The organism is Mesorhizobium captivum (assembly GCF_033977165.1).
Lineage (GTDB): Bacteria > Pseudomonadota > Alphaproteobacteria > Rhizobiales > Rhizobiaceae > Mesorhizobium > Mesorhizobium captivum.
Genome location: NZ_JAVIJB010000066.1, coordinates 1 through 20,083 on the forward strand (window position 1 = coordinate 1; position 20,083 = coordinate 20,083).

General features: G+C 59.1%; 20 protein-coding genes. 17 read left to right on the forward strand and 3 right to left on the reverse strand.

What is annotated here, in order from left to right:
- Positions 1-515 precede the first annotated feature (515 nt).
- Positions 516-1,223: a GntR family transcriptional regulator gene (locus RFM40_RS31740; RefSeq protein ID WP_320216894.1), complete on the reverse strand. Its 708-nt coding sequence runs from the start codon at positions 1,221-1,223 to the stop codon at positions 516-518.
- A gap of 233 nt (positions 1,224-1,456) precedes the next feature.
- Between RFM40_RS31740 and RFM40_RS31745 the strand changes: the two genes are divergently transcribed.
- The 11 genes from RFM40_RS31745 (at position 1,457) to RFM40_RS31795 (ending at position 11,783) form a co-directional block, all read left to right on the forward strand.
- Positions 1,457-2,287 (forward strand): substrate-binding periplasmic protein, encoded by an 831-nt coding sequence (locus RFM40_RS31745; protein WP_320216893.1) that lies wholly within the window; start codon positions 1,457-1,459, stop codon positions 2,285-2,287.
- A gap of 79 nt (positions 2,288-2,366) precedes the next feature.
- Positions 2,367-3,143, forward strand: coding sequence for an amino acid ABC transporter ATP-binding protein (locus tag RFM40_RS31750; protein ID WP_320216892.1), 777 nt, complete (start codon positions 2,367-2,369; stop codon positions 3,141-3,143).
- A gap of 9 nt (positions 3,144-3,152) precedes the next feature.
- A complete protein-coding gene (locus tag RFM40_RS31755) occupies positions 3,153-3,821 on the forward strand; it encodes an amino acid ABC transporter permease (RefSeq protein WP_320236361.1) in 669 nt (222 codons plus the stop codon).
- Positions 3,822-3,830: 9 nt separating this feature from the next.
- The gene (locus tag RFM40_RS31760; RefSeq protein ID WP_320236362.1) at positions 3,831-4,499 is read left to right on the forward strand and encodes an amino acid ABC transporter permease; all 669 of its coding nucleotides are present in this window, start codon (positions 3,831-3,833) and stop codon (positions 4,497-4,499) included.
- A gap of 33 nt (positions 4,500-4,532) precedes the next feature.
- A complete protein-coding gene (locus tag RFM40_RS31765) occupies positions 4,533-5,408 on the forward strand; it encodes a dihydrodipicolinate synthase family protein (RefSeq protein WP_320216889.1) in 876 nt (291 codons plus the stop codon).
- A 6-nt stretch (positions 5,409-5,414) separates the two neighbouring features.
- Positions 5,415-6,674, forward strand: a complete 1,260-nt coding sequence (locus RFM40_RS31770; RefSeq protein WP_320236363.1) for an NAD(P)/FAD-dependent oxidoreductase — start codon at positions 5,415-5,417, stop codon at positions 6,672-6,674.
- 149 nt (positions 6,675-6,823) lie between these two features.
- The gene (locus tag RFM40_RS31775) at positions 6,824-7,858 is read left to right on the forward strand and encodes a proline racemase family protein (protein WP_320251070.1); all 1,035 of its coding nucleotides are present in this window, start codon (positions 6,824-6,826) and stop codon (positions 7,856-7,858) included.
- Between the two features lie 914 nt (positions 7,859-8,772).
- Entirely contained in the window at positions 8,773-9,030 is a 258-nt protein-coding gene (locus RFM40_RS31780; RefSeq protein WP_320216886.1) for a hypothetical protein, read from the forward strand.
- Between the two features lie 4 nt (positions 9,031-9,034).
- Entirely contained in the window at positions 9,035-9,721 is a 687-nt protein-coding gene (locus RFM40_RS31785; protein ID WP_320251069.1) for a response regulator transcription factor, read from the forward strand.
- 29 nt (positions 9,722-9,750) lie between these two features.
- Entirely contained in the window at positions 9,751-11,196 is a 1,446-nt protein-coding gene (locus RFM40_RS31790) for a type II and III secretion system protein family protein (RefSeq protein WP_430681819.1), read from the forward strand.
- An 8-nt stretch (positions 11,197-11,204) separates the two neighbouring features.
- Positions 11,205-11,783: a CpaD family pilus assembly lipoprotein gene (locus RFM40_RS31795; protein WP_320223456.1), complete on the forward strand. Its 579-nt coding sequence runs from the start codon at positions 11,205-11,207 to the stop codon at positions 11,781-11,783.
- Positions 11,784-12,525: 742 nt separating this feature from the next.
- On the opposite strand, the gene RFM40_RS31800 is transcribed toward RFM40_RS31795, so the two are convergent.
- Both RFM40_RS31800 and RFM40_RS31805 read right to left on the reverse strand, forming a co-directional pair.
- Positions 12,526-14,439, reverse strand: coding sequence for an HrpF/NolX family T3SS translocon protein (locus RFM40_RS31800; RefSeq protein WP_320251067.1), 1,914 nt, complete (start codon positions 14,437-14,439; stop codon positions 12,526-12,528).
- Between the two features lie 251 nt (positions 14,440-14,690).
- Positions 14,691-15,395, reverse strand: a complete 705-nt coding sequence (locus RFM40_RS31805) for a nodulation protein NolW (RefSeq protein ID WP_320251065.1) — start codon at positions 15,393-15,395, stop codon at positions 14,691-14,693.
- A 181-nt stretch (positions 15,396-15,576) separates the two neighbouring features.
- On the opposite strand from RFM40_RS31805, the gene RFM40_RS31810 reads away from it, so the two are divergent.
- The 6 genes from RFM40_RS31810 to RFM40_RS31835 are packed head-to-tail and all read left to right on the forward strand — an operon-like array spanning position 15,577 to position 20,076.
- Entirely contained in the window at positions 15,577-16,095 is a 519-nt protein-coding gene (locus tag RFM40_RS31810) for a nodulation protein NolB (protein WP_320251063.1), read from the forward strand.
- A 9-nt stretch (positions 16,096-16,104) separates the two neighbouring features.
- Positions 16,105-16,950, forward strand: coding sequence for a type III secretion system inner membrane ring lipoprotein SctJ (sctJ, locus tag RFM40_RS31815; RefSeq protein WP_320216880.1), 846 nt, complete (start codon positions 16,105-16,107; stop codon positions 16,948-16,950).
- Positions 16,951-16,974: 24 nt separating this feature from the next.
- Entirely contained in the window at positions 16,975-17,595 is a 621-nt protein-coding gene (locus tag RFM40_RS31820) for a nodulation protein NolU (protein ID WP_320223460.1), read from the forward strand.
- Complete coding sequence (gene sctL, locus RFM40_RS31825) at positions 17,592-18,212, forward strand: type III secretion system stator protein SctL (protein ID WP_320251060.1); 621 nt, start codon at positions 17,592-17,594, stop codon at positions 18,210-18,212. The genes RFM40_RS31820 and sctL overlap by 4 nt, the downstream gene beginning before the upstream one ends.
- Complete coding sequence (gene sctN, locus RFM40_RS31830) at positions 18,209-19,567, forward strand: type III secretion system ATPase SctN (protein WP_320223462.1); 1,359 nt, start codon at positions 18,209-18,211, stop codon at positions 19,565-19,567. Before sctL ends, sctN begins: the two co-directional genes overlap by 4 nt.
- Complete coding sequence (locus tag RFM40_RS31835) at positions 19,543-20,076, forward strand: hypothetical protein (protein WP_320216876.1); 534 nt, start codon at positions 19,543-19,545, stop codon at positions 20,074-20,076. The genes sctN and RFM40_RS31835 overlap by 25 nt, the downstream gene beginning before the upstream one ends.
- Positions 20,077-20,083 lie beyond the last annotated feature (7 nt).

Consider the following 20,083-nt stretch of genomic DNA (forward strand, 5'->3'; position numbering starts at 1 on the left):
GACTTGAGCGTCGAAGCTTCGGCGAGAGGGAATGTCGGGAGAAGAGGGGATGGTGCCCAGAGGCGGAATCCAAGTAAAGAAAATCCTATTTTGCTTTCAGATGCTTAGGGGAAGCTCAATCGCAGCTACTTCCAACAAAAATACCAACAAAATATTTCTGTGGATAGGTTCGGTTCCCGAATAGGACCTGTCAGTCCCTTGCCACTGTCTCTTAGATGGCGCGCGTGATCGAGCCAGAGGGTTCGCTACCCCCGATCCCTCAAGGCAGCGTATCCGAGACTGTCAAGAGTCGCTCAGCTAAACCATGAATGGCTGCTTCGCGCCTCATTCCGGCCGTTCACTTGGACGCAGGCATCCTGTGAGTGACCGACCAGCTTCGCTGGGCTCGCGGCTCGCGCCGCACCGGGCGCTGGTGCGCGGCATAGGCGGCCGCCTATGCCTTCGGCATGATCTTCCCACCGCGGCCCGTTCCCATGAAACCGACGCTGTGGGCAATCATCCCTATTTGGCCGCCATTAGGGAGGCCCAAGAGTGACATCGGTCGTATAGTTCTCGAGCATGAAGTTGATGAAGTTGGCCTGGAACTGGCGCGTGTGGGCGTGCGCCAAAATGTCTGCCTGTTCCACGTCCTTCGCTTTGATCGCGGTGAACATGAGATGGTGCTCATCGGTAAGCAGATATCCATCGTGGGTTCGCTCCAGGAACTCAAAATGCAAATGGAGCATACGCCTACCTTGATCGAGCAATCGTTCGTAGAACGAGGCTAAGTAGGGGTTCCGGCCGGCATGCGCGATAGCCATGTGAAACTGTTTGTTGGTTTCGGACATGGCCAGATGATTGCCGGATTTGACTGCTGCCTCGAACTCGCGCTCGCGGCGAGCGATGTTCTTGAGGTCACCTTCAGTGCGAAGCTCAGCGGCGAGACGAGTGTTCATCCGCTGCGCGACGTCGAGCGCCTCAACGTATTTCGGGAAGCTTGCGATCTCGATAGGGGCGACAATGGTGCTTCTGTTTGGCAGCGTCACGACAAGCTCTTCGCCCGCGAGCCGGATGAGCGCTTCGCGCACGGGTGAGCGGGACATGTCGAACCGCTCCGACAGCGTCGTCTCGTCCAGCAGCGTACCCGGTTGAAGCTCCAGCGATAGGATTTCCCCGCGAAGCGTGTCGTAGACGCTCTTCCAACCCGTCCCCTTAGTCCGTTTTGGCTCCGTTCCCGCGTCCATCTCGCCCTCCTTATGCATTAGAGCACGCGCCTTGTGCGCCGGCTCGGACATGCGCCGCGATTCATATTGCCCCAAATCTGGGGTCATGTCGACACGTTGTACTTTTCCGTTGACATGTCGGCAGCGTGCCGACAATATAAATCTTGTCGGCACCATGCCGACATAAAAATGATCGGCCGAAGCCGACTTGCGCGGAGAACGCGCCTGAGGGCGCTCGAAGAGAGGAGAATTCAATGCTGCCTAGATTTCTTGCCGCCAGCCTGAAGGTGCTGTCGGCGGTTGCGATCGCCGTGACGATCTCGACCACGGTCCGTGCTCAATCAGCCGAGGGATATTGGGAGGGCGTTCAAAAGGCGGGCGTGCTGCGATGCGGAGCTGCCGTGGCGCCTCCTTACGTCATGCGCGATCCGGCAACTGGCGAGTATTCGGGGTTCTTTGCCGAACTCTGCCGCGAATTCGCCGACGTCCTTAAGGTCAAGCCCCAGTTCGTCGACACAACCTGGGACAACATCGTCGCCGGACTTCAGGCGGGGAAGTGGGACCTCTCGTTGGCGCTCAATCGCACGCCGCCGCGTGCCATGGCCGTGAACTTCTCCATTCCCGCGATGGAGTACCAGATCTCGTTGGTCTACAATAAGAGCAACTCCAAGATCGCTGCGGACGCCAAGTCGGTCGCCGATATAGACAAGCCCGGCATCACGCTGGCAGTCATGTCCGGTACTGCGCAGGACAAGGCTATCTCTGCGGCGATCAAGCAGGCTCAAGTGCTACGGCTTCCAGGAAACGATGAGACCCGCCTGGCGTTGAAATCGCACCGTGCGGACATCCTCGTGGACGCTTCAGATACGAACGCGCTGTTCACGCAGGCCAATCCGGATTGGGCTGTCGCACTGAATCCGACGCCGGCGCTGGCGAAGCAAGGCGTTGCCTTCGGCCTCCCGCACAGCCTGTCGTTCTCCGATGTGGACGTTGTCAACATCTTCCTCGAAGAGAGGGTCGCGACGGGCCAGGTGGACGAACTGATCAAGAAAGCAAACGACGAAGTGCTCAGGGGCGCGAAATAGGCTTCGCGAAGAGGGCTGCGACGGATTGTCCGGCCCTCATTGCTATTCACGAAACTCGAAACGAATGAGGGTGTCCGCCATGCGCGATCAGCCGGCAGCTCCACTTGTCAGCGCGAGCGGGCTCCAAAAGAGCTATGGAGCCCTCAAAGTTCTCAAGGGCATCGATCTAACCATGAAACCGGGCGAGAGGCTGGTCGTGATCGGTCCCAGCGGCGGCGGCAAAAGCACGCTGCTCAGGGTCATGATGGGCTTGGAAACCATCAACGGCGGATCGGTCACTCTAGCCGGCAAGCCATACATTCGGGCGGGTGCGACCCCGGCGCGCACCGTTATCGATATCGCGGTGCGACGCTCGATCGGAATGGTCTTCCAGCACTACACGCTGTTCCCTCATCTGAACGTGATGCAGAACCTGATCCTTGCCCCGTGCAAGGTCCGCGGCGAGAAGAAGGCCAAGGCATCCGAAAGAGCGGCCGCTCTGCTTTCCCGGTTCGGTCTTGGCGAAAAACTGGCCGCCTATCCCTCCCAGCTGTCGGGGGGCCAGAAGCAGCGTGTCGCCATTGCTCGCGCGCTCATGCTTGATCCCAAGCTGATGCTTTTCGACGAGGTGACTTCGGCCCTTGATCCGGAACTCGTCGGCGAGGTCGAGCAGGTCATTCTTCAGCTCGCCAAGCAAGACATGCCGATGATGATTGTCACGCACGACATGTGGTTTGCCAAAAACATCGCCTCGCGGGTGTTGTTCTGTGCGGGTGGCGTAATCGTCGAGGACGGTCCGCCCGAGCAGGTGCTCGGCTCGCCCAAAGAGGAGAGAACCCGGGACTTCATCGACCGCGTCTTCCACATTCGGCAGTGAGGCAGCGCGATGAATTACAGTTTCGATTTCCAGTCCGTCACGCGCAATCTTGGTCCACTTTTCGACGGTCTCGCGGTGACTCTCCAGCTTACGGTAGCCGCGAATGCGATCGGCCTCACCCTAGGCTTTGTGCTCGCGTTGCTCTTGATGAGCCCCTGGCGTTTGATGCGGCTGCCCGTGACCCTTTTCGTGGAGTTTTTCCGCTGCACGCCTGCGCTCGTCCAGATCATCTGGTTCTTTTACTGCGTGCCAATGCTGTTCAACGTGTTTCTGGGCTCCATCACCATGGGCATATTGGCTTTGGGGTTCAACCTCGCCGCGTTCAACGCGGAAGCCTACCGTGCTTCCATCCAGGCCGTTCCGCGCGAGCAGCTCGACGCTGGCATCGCGCTTGGGCTGAACCCTGTTCAGCGCATCCTCTACATCGTCCTGCCGACTGCCTTTCGGGCCTCGATCCCCGTTTTGCTGACCAACGGCATAGTGATCTTCCAGCAGAGCGCGCTAGTGGCGATCGTGGCCGTCCAGGACCTGATGTATCAGGCAAAATCTCTCGCGACCCAAACATATCGTCCAATCGAGACCTTCTCAGTGGCGGCGCTGATTTATTTCGCCGTCTCGTTCCCGGTGACCCAGCTCGTCGACTATCTCGAGCGTCGCCGCTTGGCGGTTGCCGGATAGGAGATGGCCATGGACTCTCTCGATTTCACTGTCGTCCTTCGGTTCCGCGATGCCCTCCTGCAAGGCCTCTCCACCACGCTGGAACTCACTTTGATCTGCGTCGTCCTGGGCTGCTCAATCGGATTTGCGGTCGGGCTGGCGAGGACATCCACAAATCTTGTGCTTCGCAATTTGTCGAGTGTCTATGTCGAGTTCTTCCGAGGCACTCCGGTCCTGATTCAGCTTTTCTGGATTTTCTTCTGCCTGCCGTTGCTGCTCGGCATCGAACTCTCGAATTTCGCGTCCGGGGTCATCGCTCTCACGCTCTATATGGGGGCAATCACCAGCGAGACATTCCGGGCGTCCCTTAAATCGATCGGACGGGAGCAGTACGATGCTTGCGTGGCACTCGGCTTGCCACGGTGGACGCAGATCACGAGTGTCGTGCTTCCCCAGGCCTTGCTGCGCGCCATCCCCACCTTGCTGTCGAATTGCGTGAGCCTCTTCAAGGAAAGCGCACTCGTGTCGGCGGTTGGCATGGCCGACCTGATGTTCATCGGCTCGAACATTTCCAACAACACGGCGCGTCCGGTCGAGGTCCTGACGGTCGTCGCTCTGATCTACTTCGTCATCGCGTTCCCACTGACCAGGGCGGTGACTGTGATCGAGAGGCGCATCCTCCAGAAACTAGCGGTCTGAACCGCGCGATCCACAAAGACAAAGGAGAAGATTATGAAGCTAAAAGGTGTGATGCCGGCCCTGGTGACGCCATTTGATGCCGCAGGAAAGATCGATTTCAAGGCGTTCGAGAAGCTTCTGACCAAGCTGCGCGCCGACGGAGTATCGGGTTGGGTGCCCTGTGGATCGACAGGCGAATACAACGCAATGACGGCGGACGAGCGTGCTTCAGTCCTGAAGTTCGTGGCCGAGTTCGCCAACAAGGACGAACTTCTGATTGCCGGAACGAATGCTGGGTCAACCTGGGAAGTAATCGAGCACACCATACGTGCGCGCGCGCTTGGCTACGGCACCGTGCTGCTTTCGGCGCCATACTATGCAACGCCGGCGCCGAACGAGCTCATCTCGCACTATCGCGCGGTGCTGGATGCCGTAGACGTTGAAATCGTAGTCTACAATTATCCGCCCAAGGTGGGCGTCGAAGTAGGGCTTGAGGTGCTGGACGCATTCGTCGACGAGCCGCGCATCATCGGCATCAAGGAGTCCAGCGGCAACTTGCTGCGCGCCATCGACATCCGCTCGCGCTTTGGCGACCGCTACCAGGTCACCAACGGTTCGGACGACCAGACGCTGGACTTCTATCTCTGGGGCGCAACTTCCTGGATTTGCGGCCCCGCGAATTGCATGGCCAAGGCCTGTGTGGACCTCGTGAAGACGATCGAGTCCGGTGACTGGATCGGTGCTCGCGACAAGATGCAGGTGATCTACGGAGCCATGTCGAGCCTGGAGAGCGGCAAGTTCGTGCAAAAGGTGAAGTATGGTTGTGAGTTGGCCGGAACCCCGGTCGGTAATGGTCGCGGACCGCTGCTGCCATTGAACGAGGAAGAAAAGGTGGCCTTCGCGAAGGCCATGGCTCCCGTCCTGGGTTGATCTAGCATGGCTCGATCGCAACAACCGAACTCAAAGACCGTGGTCGTTGGCGCCGGCATAATCGGCACCACGATAGCCTACACGTTGCAGCGACGCGGCGAGACCGTCGTTCTGATTGATCGAAATCAGCCGGGCAGGGGTGCATCCTTCGGCAACATGGCGAGCATCGCGGTGACCGAGTTCATGCCGGCATCGCGACCCAGCGTCTGGGCGCAAATGCCGAAATGGCTGCTCGATCGGGAAGGCCCGATGCGAATCCGCCCCGCCTACATGCCGAGGCTGGTACCGTGGTTCCTGCGCTTTCTCGCAGCCAGCTGGCCGTCGAAGCTGCGCGAACTGGAAGCCGCCGGTGCCGCGCTCTGCGGGCGCGTACACGAAGACCTGGCAGCGCTTCTGAGCGAGACCGGGCTGCAGCACATGCTGAGTGCCGAGGGTTGCCTTAGCCTTTATGCCGACGAGGCGGAATTTCGCGCCGACCGCGAGCATATTAAGATCCTCGAGCGCTTCGGTTTGCGCCACCAGGTGCTCCATGGCTATGCAATCCGCGAACTGGAACCGGCACTTGCGAGCAAGATCGGCAAGGCAGTCCTTTTCCCCGACAACCGTTCGATATCGGATCCGTACAAGCTCGTCGTAGCGCTGCTCGAGGCGTTCCAGGCGCTCGGCGGCACGATCGTGCGAGGCGATGTGGTGGCCTTCGAGCAAAGTGAGACAGGGATTTCCGCGCTGCGGCTCAAGGACGGACGACGCCTCGAGGCCGATCGCGTCGTGCTTGCCGCCGGGGCCTATACTGCCGGCTTCTCCACCAAGCTGGGCGAACCGATTCCCCTCGAGACCGAGCGCGGCTATTCCACGCAGATCATGGCCCCTGGCATTTCGATGCGCCACTCGATCATCTGGCCAGCCCGAGCCTTCATGGTGACGCCTACGGCCGGTGGCATACGCGTCGGCGGCACGGTGGAAATGGCGGGCCTCGAAGCTCCGCCAGACTATCGCCGTGCCAAGGTGCTGGTGAAGCGGGCGAAGGAAGCCTTGCCGGACCTGACGGTCGACGAGGCCAGCGAATGGATGGGGCACCGCCCTGCTTTGCCCGACACGGTACCAGTCATGGGACCTTCCGCGAAGCATCACAATGTTTTCTATGCAACCGGGCACGGGCATTTGGGACTGACGTATGCGGCGACCACCGGCCGGCTGATGGCCGATCTCGTGACAGGCGCCAAGCCGCCCATCGATATGAATCCCTATCGCGTCGACCGCTTCTAGAAAGCGCCGCGATGCTCGACAGGAAGGGACGGACCATGCGAAGCCAACTCTATATCGATGCAAATGGGTTCAGCCCGTGAAGGGCGGCAGCACTCAGCTCATCACGAAATACGTCACCGACGACCCCTGGGCCTGGTAGGAGCCGGCACATGCGCTTCGAAAAATCCCTCGACCTTTTGCTCGTCCATTGCCAGGGCGAGGTCGGTCATGTGCTGACCGGCGGCGCGCCGCAAATCCCGGGCAGTACCATGCTCGACAAGATGAACCACATCAACGCCGTGGATGACAGCCTGCGTCGCATCGTCACCAGAGAACCGCGCGCGAATGTGGCCATGTCGGTGAACCTACTGGTCGCGCCGACCCGAGCCGATGCGGATGCCGGCTTCATCGTGTTGCAGGCAGACAAGGCTCATCCCATGTCTGGCAGCAACTGCATTTGCGTCGTCACGGCGATTCTCGAAAGCGGATGCGTCGCCATGCACGAGCCCGAGACGGTCGTGCGGCTGGACACGCCTGCTGGCCTCATCGTGGCGCGGGCGCGCTGCGATAACGGACGCTGCCTGTCCGTCAGCCTCGACAACGTGCCGAGCTTCGCGGAGCTGCTTGACCACGCAATCGACACGCCGCAATGGGGCAAGATCAAGGTCGATGTCGCGTTCGGCGGCGTCTACTATGCTCTGGTTGACGTGGGCCAGATCGGGCTTTCCATCAAGCCATCCAACGCGCGCGGGCTCGCCGAAGCAGGTATCGAGCTCAAGCGCCTGCTCGCGGAGCAGGTGACGGTGAGCCATCCCACGCTCTCGGGTGTCGACGAGATTGCCTACGTCATGTTCCGCGATCACGAGCCCGATGGCGCGGTGCGTACCTGCACGACGCTGCCGCCGGGCCGGGTGGACCGCTCGCCATGCGGTACCGGAAGTTCCGCCAACCTCGCGGCGCTTTTTGCACGCGGCCTGGTGAAAGTCGGCGATGCCCGCATCTCTCGGTCCATCATCGGCGGCGAGTTCACGGCCGAGGCGATAGGCGAAGCGGAAATCGGCGGCCGCAAGGCCGTGCTGCCGCGCGTCACAGGTCGTGGTTATGTCTTCGGGCGTTCGGAGTTGCGGATTGCGCACGACGAACCATTCCCTGTCGGCTTTGTGCTCTCCGACACTTGGGGACCCCAGGTCGATCTGTTGACGTAAGTGAGACAAGGATGGGCAAGCTGATTGGCGACCTAGACTGTTCTCGTTATGGCGGAATCCGGCGATATCGGCGCGGTAATCGTCGAAAATTTACCGCGGAACGAGCCCGTCCCATCGCTTAGTACGGTCGCATAGGCTAAGCGCCGAAGCGCTGCTGGCGCGCTGGCGCCGCTGGAAATCGGCTTGGCACAAGGAGTTTCAGCTTTTTTGCCGCCGCCGATCTCGGAAGGAAGCTATCCAGCACTTCAAGACAACGGCGGGCGACGCACCGTCAATATGGCGAGCCGCGCCGTCCATCGCGGGGATGCCAATGCCCTACGGCGCGAGCAAGGCAGCGCGCGCCCCTTGCAGCCATATCAGCGCCGCCGATCACCGACTGCGTCGGCGCTGCCAATCCGAAGCGTCCACCTTTGGCGCCACACCTCGAACAACAATATCGTCTCTGTCTGGCCTCGAAGGCGCGCAGCGCGTTCAGGTAGGCCGAGTTCGCGTTCGGGTGACTCTTGCGCTGAGAAACTCAACCGGCTCGTGGCCACGACCACCTCATGAAGCTACTGCTCGGTTGCAGATTCTGCGGCCTTCAGGACCTGAACCCCCGATCGAGAATTGGGCCGTCAATATGGCCGGTTACAAATGCGTGTCAATCCGCGAACCCGGCAGGACCCGCCGATTGAAAGGGGACTGGCGGCAGGCTTATTTTGATCCAGTGCTTCACAGGTCGCGTCTGCCCCGGTTAGCCTCAAAATTCGAAGTTATAGCTACATGGAATTCATGAGATCACACAAAGTGCAAAGTGGAAGGGCGAAATGTGATCCATCCGTAACGTGGATGAACATTATCCAAGCAATCGATTTTCAAGAATCCAAAGTAAAGTGTAAAAAGTACCATGGGGGCCATCATCAGGAGTATGTCCGATGGCAAACGCTCTTCGCGGTATGACCGGACCCGATACCTTCTTCAGCAGTGAGAGCGACGATCTGATCGAGCAGCCTCAGGGCGTTGACTGGATCGACGGTCGCGGCGGCCACGAGTCCATCCCGTCCGGTGAGGTCATTTACGGCGCAAGGAGAGACCAGATCTTCGGACAAGAGGGCGTTGACTACCCTCTATCCGACGGCCACGACAAACCGCGCACTATTCGGGACCCATGTTTTGACGTGCTTGATTGGTGATGAAATGCGAACGCTGCTCATTGACCATCATGCCCACCTTACACGCACGATACAGGGGGCGCTCGAGGATTGCGGTTTCGCCGTTGACGTGGCTCGTACCCTGGACGAGGCATCCACTGCATTTTGTTGCGCGAGCTATCACATTCTCCTGTTGGAGTTGGTCATGCCGGACGGTGATAGCTTGCCCTGGCTGGCACAGTTAAGGAGCAACGGGCATTCGGTTCCTGCCCTCATCATGAGCAGTGTCGACGATCTCGAAAAACGGATCGCGATTTTCAACGGTGGTGCGGACGATTTCCTGCGTAAGCCCTTCTGCACCGAAGAGCTCATCGCCAGAATGCGAGCCATTCTGCGGCGTTCAACACAAATTGCCGACCCCACCCTTGCATTTGGCAACCTGCAATTCGATCCGATCGGCCGACAAGTTTTCGTTGAGGGCCAGGCAGTAAAGATAGCACGCCGCGAACTGTGTATTCTCGAGCATCTACTCAACCGCGCAGGCCGCACTGTTCCCCGCGCGCAGCTAGAAGATAGCCTCTATGCGTTCGACGATGAAGTTTCGGCCAACGCGCTCGAAGTCGGCATCTATCGTTTGCGCAAAAATCTGAGTCAGTCAGGGGCAACGCTGCGAATCAACACAGCGCGTGGCATTGGCTACATCCTTGAATTGACTGACGCACCATCTGCCTAAGCTGGTCGCATTTGAAAGCGAAGATTGTCTTGAAAGTCGTTCCTATTGGCCATCCTGCCACCAATCGTCGGTCGACCGTCATTGGCGGTTTGAGAACTATGGTTTCTCCTTGCTCGGCCTATCTTCTTTGCGCGCTCATTCTGTTTTTCCCATTTTCTGCTACGGCCCAAAACAAGCGGTACGAAGGCGCACCGCGTGCCACTGCCAATAGCATCAACGGCACGCTGAATCTTTCCTCTTCGCTTGGCAAGACAATTCATTTGTCCGCACCAGCCGCCAGCATCTTTATTGCCGATCCGACGATCGCAGATTTTCAGGCACCCTCGAATAAGACTGTCTTCGTCTTTGGCAAGAAATCCGGGCGGACCAGCCTATTCGCTTTGGACGCCAACGGGGAGGCTCTCGCGCAATTGCATATTGTTGTCACTGAACCCATCGAGGATCTGCGCGCCATGTTGAGGACTCGGGTCGGCGACTATCCAATCCACGTCAGCTATACGCCGCGCGGCGCGATCCTTAGCGGGACAGCGCCCAATGCCCAAGTCGTCGACACCGCAACGAAAGTCACTGAGCAATTTCTCGGTGACGGTGCGCAGGTCGTCAATGAGATTCAAGTCGCTGGGTCGTTGCAGGTCAATCTGAGTGTGCGCGTAGCTGAAGTCTCCCGTAGCGCCATGAAGGAACTCGGTATCAACCTGTCCGCTTTCGGCAAGATCGGCAATCTGACAGTGGGTTTGGCCAGCGGCAAAGGTGCCGGTTCTGGTGCGGCGAGCGGCGGCGGTACGGCCGGCGTCGCGTACAATGATGGCAATGTCAGCCTTGGCGCGGTTCTCGACGCGCTTGCAAAGGAGCATGTCGCTTCTGTCTTAGCTGAGCCGAATCTCACCGCGATGTCCGGTGAATCCGCCAACTTCCTGGCCGGCGGTGAATTTCCCATTCCGGTCGTGCAGGGGAGTGGGCAAGTCTCGGTTGAATTCCGTCACTTCGGCGTCGGCCTGGAGTTCGTGCCAACCGTTCTCAACAACGAGCAGATCAATATTCGCGTGAAGTCGGAAGCCAGTGAGCTGTCGACACAAGGTGCCGTCCAAATCAACGGTATTTCCGTGCCTGCCATCTCCACCCGGCGTGCCGAGACCGCCGTTGAGCTCGGCAGCGGTCAAAGCTTTGCAATCGGTGGGCTGATCAGGCGTAGCGTCAATACTGATATTCGCGCCTTCCCTTGGCTGGGCGACTTGCCGATCCTCGGCGCGCTGTTCCGTTCGTCATCATTTCAAAAGGAGGAGACGGAACTGGTTATCATAGTCACACCTTACATCGTGAGGCCTGGATCAAATCCCAAGCAGATGAGCGCACCCACCGATCGCCTCGGCTCAGCTTCCGACGTGGAGGCCACTCCGATGAATTCATCGGAAAATCCGCCGCAAGACCACGCTACCGGCGGCTCAGGCGCCCTGGATGGCTTCATCATCGAATAGTAACGCCCATGATGATGCGGATCACAAGCCTCCTGGTCGCTCTGAGCGCAAGCGTGAGTGGCTGCACAAGCTCCTCGCCGGTTGAGTCATCGACCGAAATCATTGTCCGGCAGGAGAACAAGGTCTTGTTCTTGCAGAGCCTTCGCGCTGTCGAACGGCAGCGTTTGCGTAATTTCATTGCGAGTGCCAGCCGTGGCCGGAGCGATGCCGTCCATCTTTTTATCAGCGGCCCGCCCTGGCTCGGCGCACAGATCGCCAGTCAGGTGATGGAGATGGGAGTTGACGGCTACAACATCCGCCTCTTTGAACAGCACCACCGTTCTGCAGCGCGAATAGAGGCGATTGTCTACGACAGCCTCCCTCCTGACTGTCCGCCATTTTCCGGTCCTTTAGCCAATGACAGTTCCTTCGACCGGACGCTTGGCTGCTCGACTCGCCGCAATTTGGCGGTCATGGTCAACGATCCGCGCGACTTGATCGACAACAACGCTGTCAGGCCAAGTCTCGGTGATCGCGCGGCTATCCCGGTTGCCAAATACAGGACCTTCGAGACGGGCAAGACCAGCAGCGCAGAACAGGGAAAGTAACAGCAATTGGGGCCATGGCACATACGCCGCCAGGCAACGCATGACGGCGGTTGCGCAAGGGCAGGAATGGTCGCTGGGTGCCAACGGTATCGATGGAGGCATTACGCAACGGGCTATGCCGGGCGGCGATTAAATTTAGGCGATCAGACTTGAGGAACCTCTCCCCAAAAGCCCTTCGGAGCGTCGTCAGAATGTTGCCTGGTTTGCCCTGGGATGAAGCATTCGTTGGAATTACTGATCGACTTCTCACGCCGCCGCCGTGAAATACCTCCTGTCCTGTGTCACATTTTCGATCCGCCTGTACCACGTGCAGAAGGTGATCGGGATAACTATGGTGCTCCGGCTCTGACGCTCGAGGAGTTCGCGCGTTGTTCGACAACTCCTCCTCGTCAATCCACGCCTGCAAATGGCAATGGTCGTCGGAAGATCAGTCTAAAGACAGCCGCGCATTCATTGGGGGGCGCTATCGCAGTCGGACAGACTTCGCCTTCCTGCCAGGCTACTCTCAGGCACCGGATCGAGTAGAGCTACGCTCCGCGTCGGCGATCGACCCGCGGAACTGTTGTCAGAAGGATTCACGAAAATCGTTTTTGGATGGCGCGCCGACGATGCAATGCACGATCTGTCACGTCCAAGGGTTCACCCTGTCGCCACCTAGCCCACCAATCAAGCGACAAAGTTTGTACAGCCGCTGATTGGCAGGATAGGCCAATCCGCGCCGAAGGAGACGCGGATTGATTTGTCAGGCCACGCGTTGAGCCAGCGTCGCCATACCTACAAAGTCGGGAACGCCTGCCGCTTGCATGGGGCCAGCCTCAAGGCTTGCCTTCAGATCGGTTAGATAATTCTCCGCGTAGGATTTGGCGGCTTCGACCGGTAGGTTGACGCCGGCCGTAAAGGCCTCTTCCAGCGCCGCCTTCGCGAGCCCGTTGCGAATCGCGAGTTTGACCTCGGGGCCAGCGACAAGGCCTACAGCCTGAGCAGCGATATCGAGCCCTGCTTCGGCCAATGCCTTCTTAATGTTGCCTCCACTAATAGCGGTATGAATGAGTTTCCCTGCTTGCGACGCCCCCTCGAGCGCCATTGAAACGGCATCGGCGATTTGACCCAGGCCCGGAACGAAGCTGAGGAGGCCCACAGCCGTCGCGGCCCAATCAAAAACTTTGGAACCCACTTTGAGCACGCCGTCGATGGTGTGCATAAAAGCCCCGCCATTCTTCTTGGCAGACTTGGTATCGGGCTGGTCCGCCACACCCATCTTCATATCCGCGACCGCGTCCTGATCTGCCGCGGTCTTGGGAACATGGGCCTTCGCCTGCTGAACCGTGCGGTTCGCAACGGTCATATCGTCATAAAATTTGGCGAAGTCCCGGTTGCTGATGTTGCCGGAATCGACAGTATGTCCGCCGCCAAAATCGAAGAACCGATGATGGGTCTTATAGCCCGTAATTGAATTGTTCAGCAAACCGAACAATAAGGGATCTGACAGCAGCTGCGACGCCGCTTGTCGTACCTTTGGACTGAGACTCTTGTCGTCCGCCATCTTCGCCAGTTTGTCCCGGGTCAGGACACCGCTACCAAAAAAGGCTTGCTGATTGCGGTTAATCATATCGAGCGTGTTCAGCTCGGGTTGCGTGAGGCTCATCGACGATGAAGCGACTTGCAGGAAGTCGTATTTGTGGACCTTATCGATCGAGCCACCGTATAACTGCTTCCAGGAATCCGGGTGGGTGAGGAAGTATTGGGCGGCCGCAGTGACTTGGGGCGGGCATTTGCCGGTTTTTGCTGTGCCGTCAACGATCTGCCGGAAATCAGCCAAGCTCAGGTTCTCGGGTAGGTTGTCGGAGTACCGGTAAAGCTCGCGCACTGCATCGTTCAAGGTCATGACCGTCGGCTGACCATTTCCAGATCCGTCGGATGGGATGTAGTTCTGCTCGTAGCTTCGTGCCTGCTGGTCCTGGAAGGCGGCGACTTGTGGGTGAAGGTCTGAGAACCCGGACAAATCCTTTGCCTTGATCTTGCCGCCGCAGCGGCCATCACCCTGCGAGCCGATGGCATAAAAGAGCTCCGGGTCCTGCTGCAAGCTTTCGATTGCAGCCTTAAGATCCGGCGGCGTGGACGGATCATTGGCTAGCTCGCTCAGCGAATCCCAACTGAGCGGGCATTTGTCCTTATGGCGGTTCAGCACCGCTACAATCTGCAGCTCTGGCTCAGTCAGCTTGCCGCCACACCACGTGATCCGCGTGCCCGCTATCGGCGCCGGCGCGATGGGAGGTGGCGCGATGGGAGGCGAAGCGACTGCAGGGAGGGCTTGATCCATTGATTTCAATGCCTCCCTCAGAGCGGGTGGCATGAGCTCGAGCGGGTGCTGTCGCAAGGCTTGCAGCGATGACTTCACATCTGGCGACAGTTCGTCCAGCGGGTGCTGCTGGAATTCGTCCATGGCCGACTTCAAATTCGCTGGCGGCAGGCCCAGTTGCGCGAAGGAATCGGGAGCGTTTTCCTGCGGCGAGCAACTGGACAGCATCGCCTGGAAGGGCAGAAACGCGCCTTGCCCGGTCTGGGCGACAATTTGTGGAGAAGGTTCCGGGCCCGAGCAGGCCTGTGGGGAGGGGGCGGGGGTGGAGCTATTTGCTGCCAAAAGGTTAAGCGACATCGTGCATCCTCACAGTTGAGATCAAAAGCCGCCACAATTGCGTCACCTGGTGCCACTGTCGTTCCCGACGAACGCCGGCCGCATGACTAACGCGTGGCTATCAATGCTGCCGATTCTTAGTTCCTCGTCAGCGACAACACCGATTACAAGCTTCAGCTGTCGAACAGCTGACGAGTGCGGAAGGACGCGCGATTGCTAGCGTATGGCCGCCGTGTTGCTTCATGCGGGAAGCTGCGGTGTATCCTCAATTGTCATCTCTGGCTCTGTGCAGGCTCACGGACGACGCTGTCCTGATGCGGCACTTCGGAAGAGAACGGACCTTCCGGTCGCCCATCGCGAACGACCACGGTCGAGGAGCCACGAAACAACATCAGTTCCGTCTCCTTTGGAGGCGTCCCGGTGTCGTGAGGTCGCGCCTGTGCCTCGGCTACGAGACCGTTGTACGTCTGCTCCACAAGCACAATGAAGCGGGGTGGGCCGGAAACCATGACCAGGCCCTTTCCCGGTGCCGGTCTCACTACGTAGCGCTCGTCGGAAATTCCAAGCTCATCAAGGGCCGCCTTGAACACCTCGAAGCGGACCGAAGTCAAAACCAGCATACGAGTCTGCGCTTCTTTCGCAGCAGATACGTGGAGCACAAGCCCATCATAATACCATTGGAGATCGTAGAGGTCGGTCAAGCGGTCCAGAAACGCGCGCGGCGACATACTCGGCATACGCCCGCGGATGCGCCCCTTTACCTCGGAGCTGACGTCGACGTCGACATTGAGGTTGTTGCCGAATTCTCGCAAAGCGGCAGACAGGTCCTGATCCAGAACTGTATACCTATAAGGCGTCGACGGCAGCGACAGAGGGGCCGCCAGCGTCGCATAAATGCCGGTGGAGAGAAGAACCCCGAGAAAGAGAACTCTCATCCCAATGTGGAGAATGGTAGACTGGATTAACTTTCCCGGCATCTTGTCCCCAATCGAAAGCTGAAATTCGTGCTGACCTGGACGCCGAACGTGGCCTTTAAATGACGCTTCGTGGCCAGTTCGTCAGCTTGTCGTCAGTTCGCCTCCCTAGGAGAGAAGCTCGATAGCGGGTGATGAGCGATCAACTCATCACACACTTCAAACAGAACAACTGAGTCTTTGCATGACAACTGGTGTTACGTCCATCTCTGCCAATTTTGCCGACAACCTGTCTAGGGTAGGGCCAACGTCAGCATGCGGCGAGCAGGCCCAGTTTGAGTGCGCACTTGTAGAGGCGGTCGCCTCGATTAAAAACGATGGCCCGTCGGCGACGGCGGGGGCGGGGGCGGGGCCTGTTGCTCCAGTCCTGGAGGTTCCGCGCGCGACAAGCGAGACGAGCCCATTGGGCGACCGCGTGCTCCAGACCCTTTCATCGCTGTATAGGGACAACGCCGTGGCACCTGCCACGCCCGACCAAGAGGTACCCCTTGTGAAGGACGTCCTACTCGGGCCGGTGGAGCAGTCTCCTTCCCAAGCAGGGTCGGGAATGCGCATGTCAGGCGCTCCGCCAGGAAGGGAGAATTACGAAGCGATGATTGCCGGTCTGCGGGAAGTATACAGCGCCGTCACTGAGGTTTCCCTTGTCACCAAGAGTATCAGCGGCGCTACGTCATCCGTGAATACGCTAATAAAACAAGGATGAACGAGGCGCATGATCGCGTCACCGCACGGCGAAGGCATTGATCGCCGCCCGGCTGGTCGGCGATCGTGTCATTATGTTTTGCCGCTGCTCTTGGTTCTGAGCGGTTGCAAGGACGACCTCTACACAAAATTGCAGGAACGCGATGCCAATGAGATGCTCGCGCTTTTGCTTGACAACGGCGTGGATGCGGTCCGCGTCGCCGCCAAGGATGGGACCAGCACGATCCAGGTCGAAAATGAGCAGGTTGCCTTCTCAATCAACCTGTTGAATGCGCAGGGGCTGCCGCGTCAGGTTTTCAAGAATCTCGGCGAAATATTCCAAGGATCGGGCCTGATTGCCTCGCCGACCGAGGAGCGCGCGCGTTACGTCTATGCGTTAAACGAAGAATTGTCGCATACCATTAGCGAAATCGACGGCGTTTTCTCAGCACGTGTCCATGTTGTTTTGCCTGACAACGACCTGTTGCGGGAGCGCGCCACACCATCCTCGGCCTCGGTATTCGTCCGGCACGATGCCAACATAAATGTCTCGGCTCTGCTGCCGCAGATAAAGATGCTCGTTGCAAACAGCATCCAAGGCTTATCCTACGACAAGGTAGAGGTCGTATTCGTGCCGGCGGAACGGCCGGCAGTTGAGCAACGGCCTGCCTTGACCCAAGCAGCTAAATCAATTCCGGTGCCACTTCTGGCGGTCATTGTGGGTCTCGCCGTGGCAGTATTCGCGGTGCTGTCCTACTTGGCCAGTTCTCTTGTCTATGGGCGGAGGCAGCAATCGCAACGAACCAGGATCGAGGGGCGCTCGGGTGTTTCAGCAATCGGGGCCGCTCGTAAAAAGACCATCGGCGATGCCGCATAGGAGGTATTCCCAGTGCAAATACGGATGCAAACCTTCAAACACGATGACTCCTTCAAATTGCCTTTTACGGTCCTGGGCGAGCTTGCCGCTTCAACTCATCCGACCCGCCTTGCTGCACGCCTTGACCCGGCTTTGTCGGCTGCGACGTTGGTGCGGTTGCAGAACAACCAAAGACTGCAGCCAAGACTGGCAAAATTACTCCTCGACGATGGAATGGACCTGAATGGAAGCGGCTGGGGGCCGGACCTTCTGCATGGGCATGATCCGCGCCAAGCTGCTGTGTTTGCCGGTAGTATCTGGCATGCCCGTTCGCTGCTGAAGCTGGTTTCCAAGTCTGAACTTGCCGTTCTGATCGAACGTATCGGCGCTGAAGCGCATACGTTTGGCATCCGACACCAGGCGCAGGCGATCTCAACCAGCTTGATCGCGGATCCGGAAAAACTCGCCCAACGGATTGAACACGATGGATTAGCCTGTCTTGGGGTTTGGCTCGATGAGCATTCTTTGCTCGACCGCCACCGGGTGTTCCTACGCTTGCCCGTCGGGACCGCGGCCGAGAATCCTGCGACCGAACACCGCGATGCCGCAGACCAATTGTTTTCGCTTGTGCTGTCGTATCTGAGGACGGAGGTCCCGGCGATATGACGCTCGACGATATCGTAGCGCCGGTCGCTCCGCGGATGCGCCCCGTCGGGCCGCTGGTCCCGGCCAGTGAGCTCGAAATCTGGCACAATGCCTTTGAGGCGCGCGCGGCGGCGGAACGGTATCTGCTGCGGGTTCGCCGCTGGGCCCGCATAGCTTATCAGCGGGAACGGGAGCGCGGACGTAGTGAGGGGATGAATCGTGGCGCTGAGGAAATGGCACGGCTAATTGCGCAGTCCGTCTCTGAAGCGGCACGCCAAAAGGCAGCCCTGGAGCAGCAATTGCCACAACTCGTCATGCAGATCGTAAGCGACCTGCTGGGCGCTTTTGACCCCGGTGAGCTGTTGGTGAGCGCCGTTCGCCACGCGATCGAACGGAAAGGCGGCGCGGAAGTCCGCCTTAAGGTGTGTCCCACGCAAGCCGATGCCGTCGCAGGCGAGTTCGCTGCGTACGATGGACGGGAAGGCCGGCCGAAAGTTCGAGTTGATCCGGATCCGGCGCTGTCGCCGCAGCAATGCGTGCTGTGGAGCGACTATGGCAATGTCGATCTTGGACTTGATGCGCAATTGCGGGCGCTGCGCCTCGGCTTTGGATTGCATGCTGAACAAGGCGAGCTATGACCGAACTGCTACCACAACGCGGCAGTCCGGCTGTAGACAGGACAATGGATGCGGCGCTCTCGTCTCTGAGATCGACCGCAAAGCATATCGACACGCGTGTCGTGCGCGGACGCCTAACTAGGGCCGTCGGTACGGTGCTCCATGCCGTGTTGCCGGATGCTCGAATTGGGGAACTTTGTCTGTTGCAGGATCCGCGCACCGGACGCTCTCTCGAAGCCGAGGTGATCGGTTTCCTTCAAAATGGCGTGCTGCTCACCCCGATCGGTGACATGGTGGGCCTGTCCAGTCGCGCAGAAGTGGTTGCTAGCGGTCGAATGCATGAAGTGCCAGTCGGCCCCGATTTGCTTGGCCGCGTGATCGACAGCTTTGGCCGTCCCCTCGACGGCAAAGGCGCTCTCAAAGCCGGCCAAACGCGCCCGCTTCGGGGCAAGGCGCCCAACCCCATGACAAGGCGCATGATCGAGCGACCATTCCCACTTGGCATCCGCGCCTTGGATGGTCTCCTGACATGCGGCGAAGGCCAGCGGATCGGGATCTATGGAGAGCCTGGTTGCGGCAAGTCAACGTTACTATCGCAGATCATAAAGGGCGCGGCCGCCGACGTTAACATAGTTGCCCTCATTGGCGAGCGCGGGCGGGAAGTGCGCGAATTCGTTGAGCGACACCTTGGGGAAGCGGCTCTTCGTCGTACGATCGTTGTGGTCGAAACATCCGACCGCTCGGCAATGGAGCGGGCGCAATGTGCTCACATGGCAAGCGCACTTGCCGAACATTTTCGCGAACAAGGACAACGCGTCGTTCTGATGATGGATTCCTTGACGCGCTTTTGCCGGGCCATGCGCGAAATCGGACTTGCTGCGGGCGAGCCGCCGACCCGGCGAGGCTTTCCGCCTTCCGTGTTTGCCATGCTGCCAGGCCTGCTGGAGCGCGCGGGCATGGGCGAGCGTGGCTCAATTACGGCCTTCTATACAGTGCTTGTCGAAGGTGACGGCGTGGGGGATCCCATCGCAGAAGAATCGCGCGGCATTCTCGATGGCCATGTCGTCCTCTCACGCACGATCGCTGCGCGATCCCATTTCCCCGCGATCGATGTGCTGCAAAGTCGCAGCCGCGTAATGGATGCGGTCGTGTCTATGGCACATCGCAAGGCGGCATCGACGTTCCGTGATCTCCTCTCGCGCTATGCCGAGTCCGAGTTTTTGGTCAAGGTCGGCGAATACAAGCAAGGCAACGATCCGCTTACTGACAGGGCTATCGACTCGATCGGCGACCTGCAGGAATTTTTGCGTCAGGGAGAAGACGAGGCGAGCGACTTTGAGGAAACCTTCGCATGGATGTTGCAGCTGACCGCATGAATTGTCTCCACGCTACGAGCTTGCGGCTTTTGAAGGATATGCGAGAGCGTAGCGCCCTTCGTGAGCTGTCCAAAAAGGAAGCTAAGGCCCACCTAGCGGCCGAGGCCGCACAGCATGCTTCCCGCGAGCTTGCAATCGCACAACAACACTGCGCAAGGGCGGAAATGGAGCTTTACCAACGGTTTGCATCGCTTGATGCCTTGTCCATCCAGACGCTCGACCAAGGCCATCTCCACATAGAGCGCCTTGAGGCTGAGGTCGCCTCGAGGCGCAAGACGCTTGATAATGCCTGCATCGCTCAGGAACAGACCGAGACAGCGGCGTCTGAGGCAAGGTCGCACTGGATCAGCTGTTCGGCGGCAAGGCACAAGTGGCAACAAATTGAGGACGACGTCCGGCGCGGCGTCGATATCCACTCTCAGACCGCAGCCGAGACGGAGGCCGAGGATGAGATCCTGCTTCGGTACGCGAGTGTCTCGCTCACCGATGTGGCGGGCAAGTCAATCTGATGACCGC

Bases quoted from the DNA above. Each gene is read 5' to 3' on its own strand.
- RFM40_RS31780 (WP_320216886.1), top strand. From the start codon at position 8,773: ATGGCAAACGCTCTTCGCGGTATGACCGGACCCGATACCTTCTTCAGC.
- RFM40_RS31820 (WP_320223460.1), top strand. From the start codon at position 16,975: ATGCAAACCTTCAAACACGATGACTCCTTCAAATTGCCTTTTACGGTC.
- RFM40_RS31795 (WP_320223456.1), top strand. From the start codon at position 11,205: ATGATGATGCGGATCACAAGCCTCCTGGTCGCTCTGAGCGCAAGCGTG.
- RFM40_RS31810 (WP_320251063.1), top strand. From the start codon at position 15,577: ATGACAACTGGTGTTACGTCCATCTCTGCCAATTTTGCCGACAACCTG.
- RFM40_RS31750 (WP_320216892.1), top strand. From the start codon at position 2,367: ATGCGCGATCAGCCGGCAGCTCCACTTGTCAGCGCGAGCGGGCTCCAA.
- RFM40_RS31785 (WP_320251069.1), top strand. From the start codon at position 9,035: ATGCGAACGCTGCTCATTGACCATCATGCCCACCTTACACGCACGATA.
- RFM40_RS31770 (WP_320236363.1), top strand. From the start codon at position 5,415: ATGGCTCGATCGCAACAACCGAACTCAAAGACCGTGGTCGTTGGCGCC.
- sctJ (WP_320216880.1), top strand. From the start codon at position 16,105: ATGATCGCGTCACCGCACGGCGAAGGCATTGATCGCCGCCCGGCTGGT.
- RFM40_RS31765 (WP_320216889.1), top strand. From the start codon at position 4,533: ATGAAGCTAAAAGGTGTGATGCCGGCCCTGGTGACGCCATTTGATGCC.
- RFM40_RS31760 (WP_320236362.1), top strand. From the start codon at position 3,831: ATGGACTCTCTCGATTTCACTGTCGTCCTTCGGTTCCGCGATGCCCTC.
- RFM40_RS31740 (WP_320216894.1), bottom strand. From the start codon at position 1,223: ATGGACGCGGGAACGGAGCCAAAACGGACTAAGGGGACGGGTTGGAAG.
- sctN (WP_320223462.1), top strand. From the start codon at position 18,209: ATGACCGAACTGCTACCACAACGCGGCAGTCCGGCTGTAGACAGGACA.
- RFM40_RS31745 (WP_320216893.1), top strand. From the start codon at position 1,457: ATGCTGCCTAGATTTCTTGCCGCCAGCCTGAAGGTGCTGTCGGCGGTT.
- sctL (WP_320251060.1), top strand. From the start codon at position 17,592: ATGACGCTCGACGATATCGTAGCGCCGGTCGCTCCGCGGATGCGCCCC.
- RFM40_RS31805 (WP_320251065.1), bottom strand. From the start codon at position 15,395: ATGCCGGGAAAGTTAATCCAGTCTACCATTCTCCACATTGGGATGAGA.
- RFM40_RS31800 (WP_320251067.1), bottom strand. From the start codon at position 14,439: ATGTCGCTTAACCTTTTGGCAGCAAATAGCTCCACCCCCGCCCCCTCC.
- RFM40_RS31755 (WP_320236361.1), top strand. From the start codon at position 3,153: ATGAATTACAGTTTCGATTTCCAGTCCGTCACGCGCAATCTTGGTCCA.
- RFM40_RS31775 (WP_320251070.1), top strand. From the start codon at position 6,824: ATGCGCTTCGAAAAATCCCTCGACCTTTTGCTCGTCCATTGCCAGGGC.
- RFM40_RS31835 (WP_320216876.1), top strand. From the start codon at position 19,543: ATGGATGTTGCAGCTGACCGCATGAATTGTCTCCACGCTACGAGCTTG.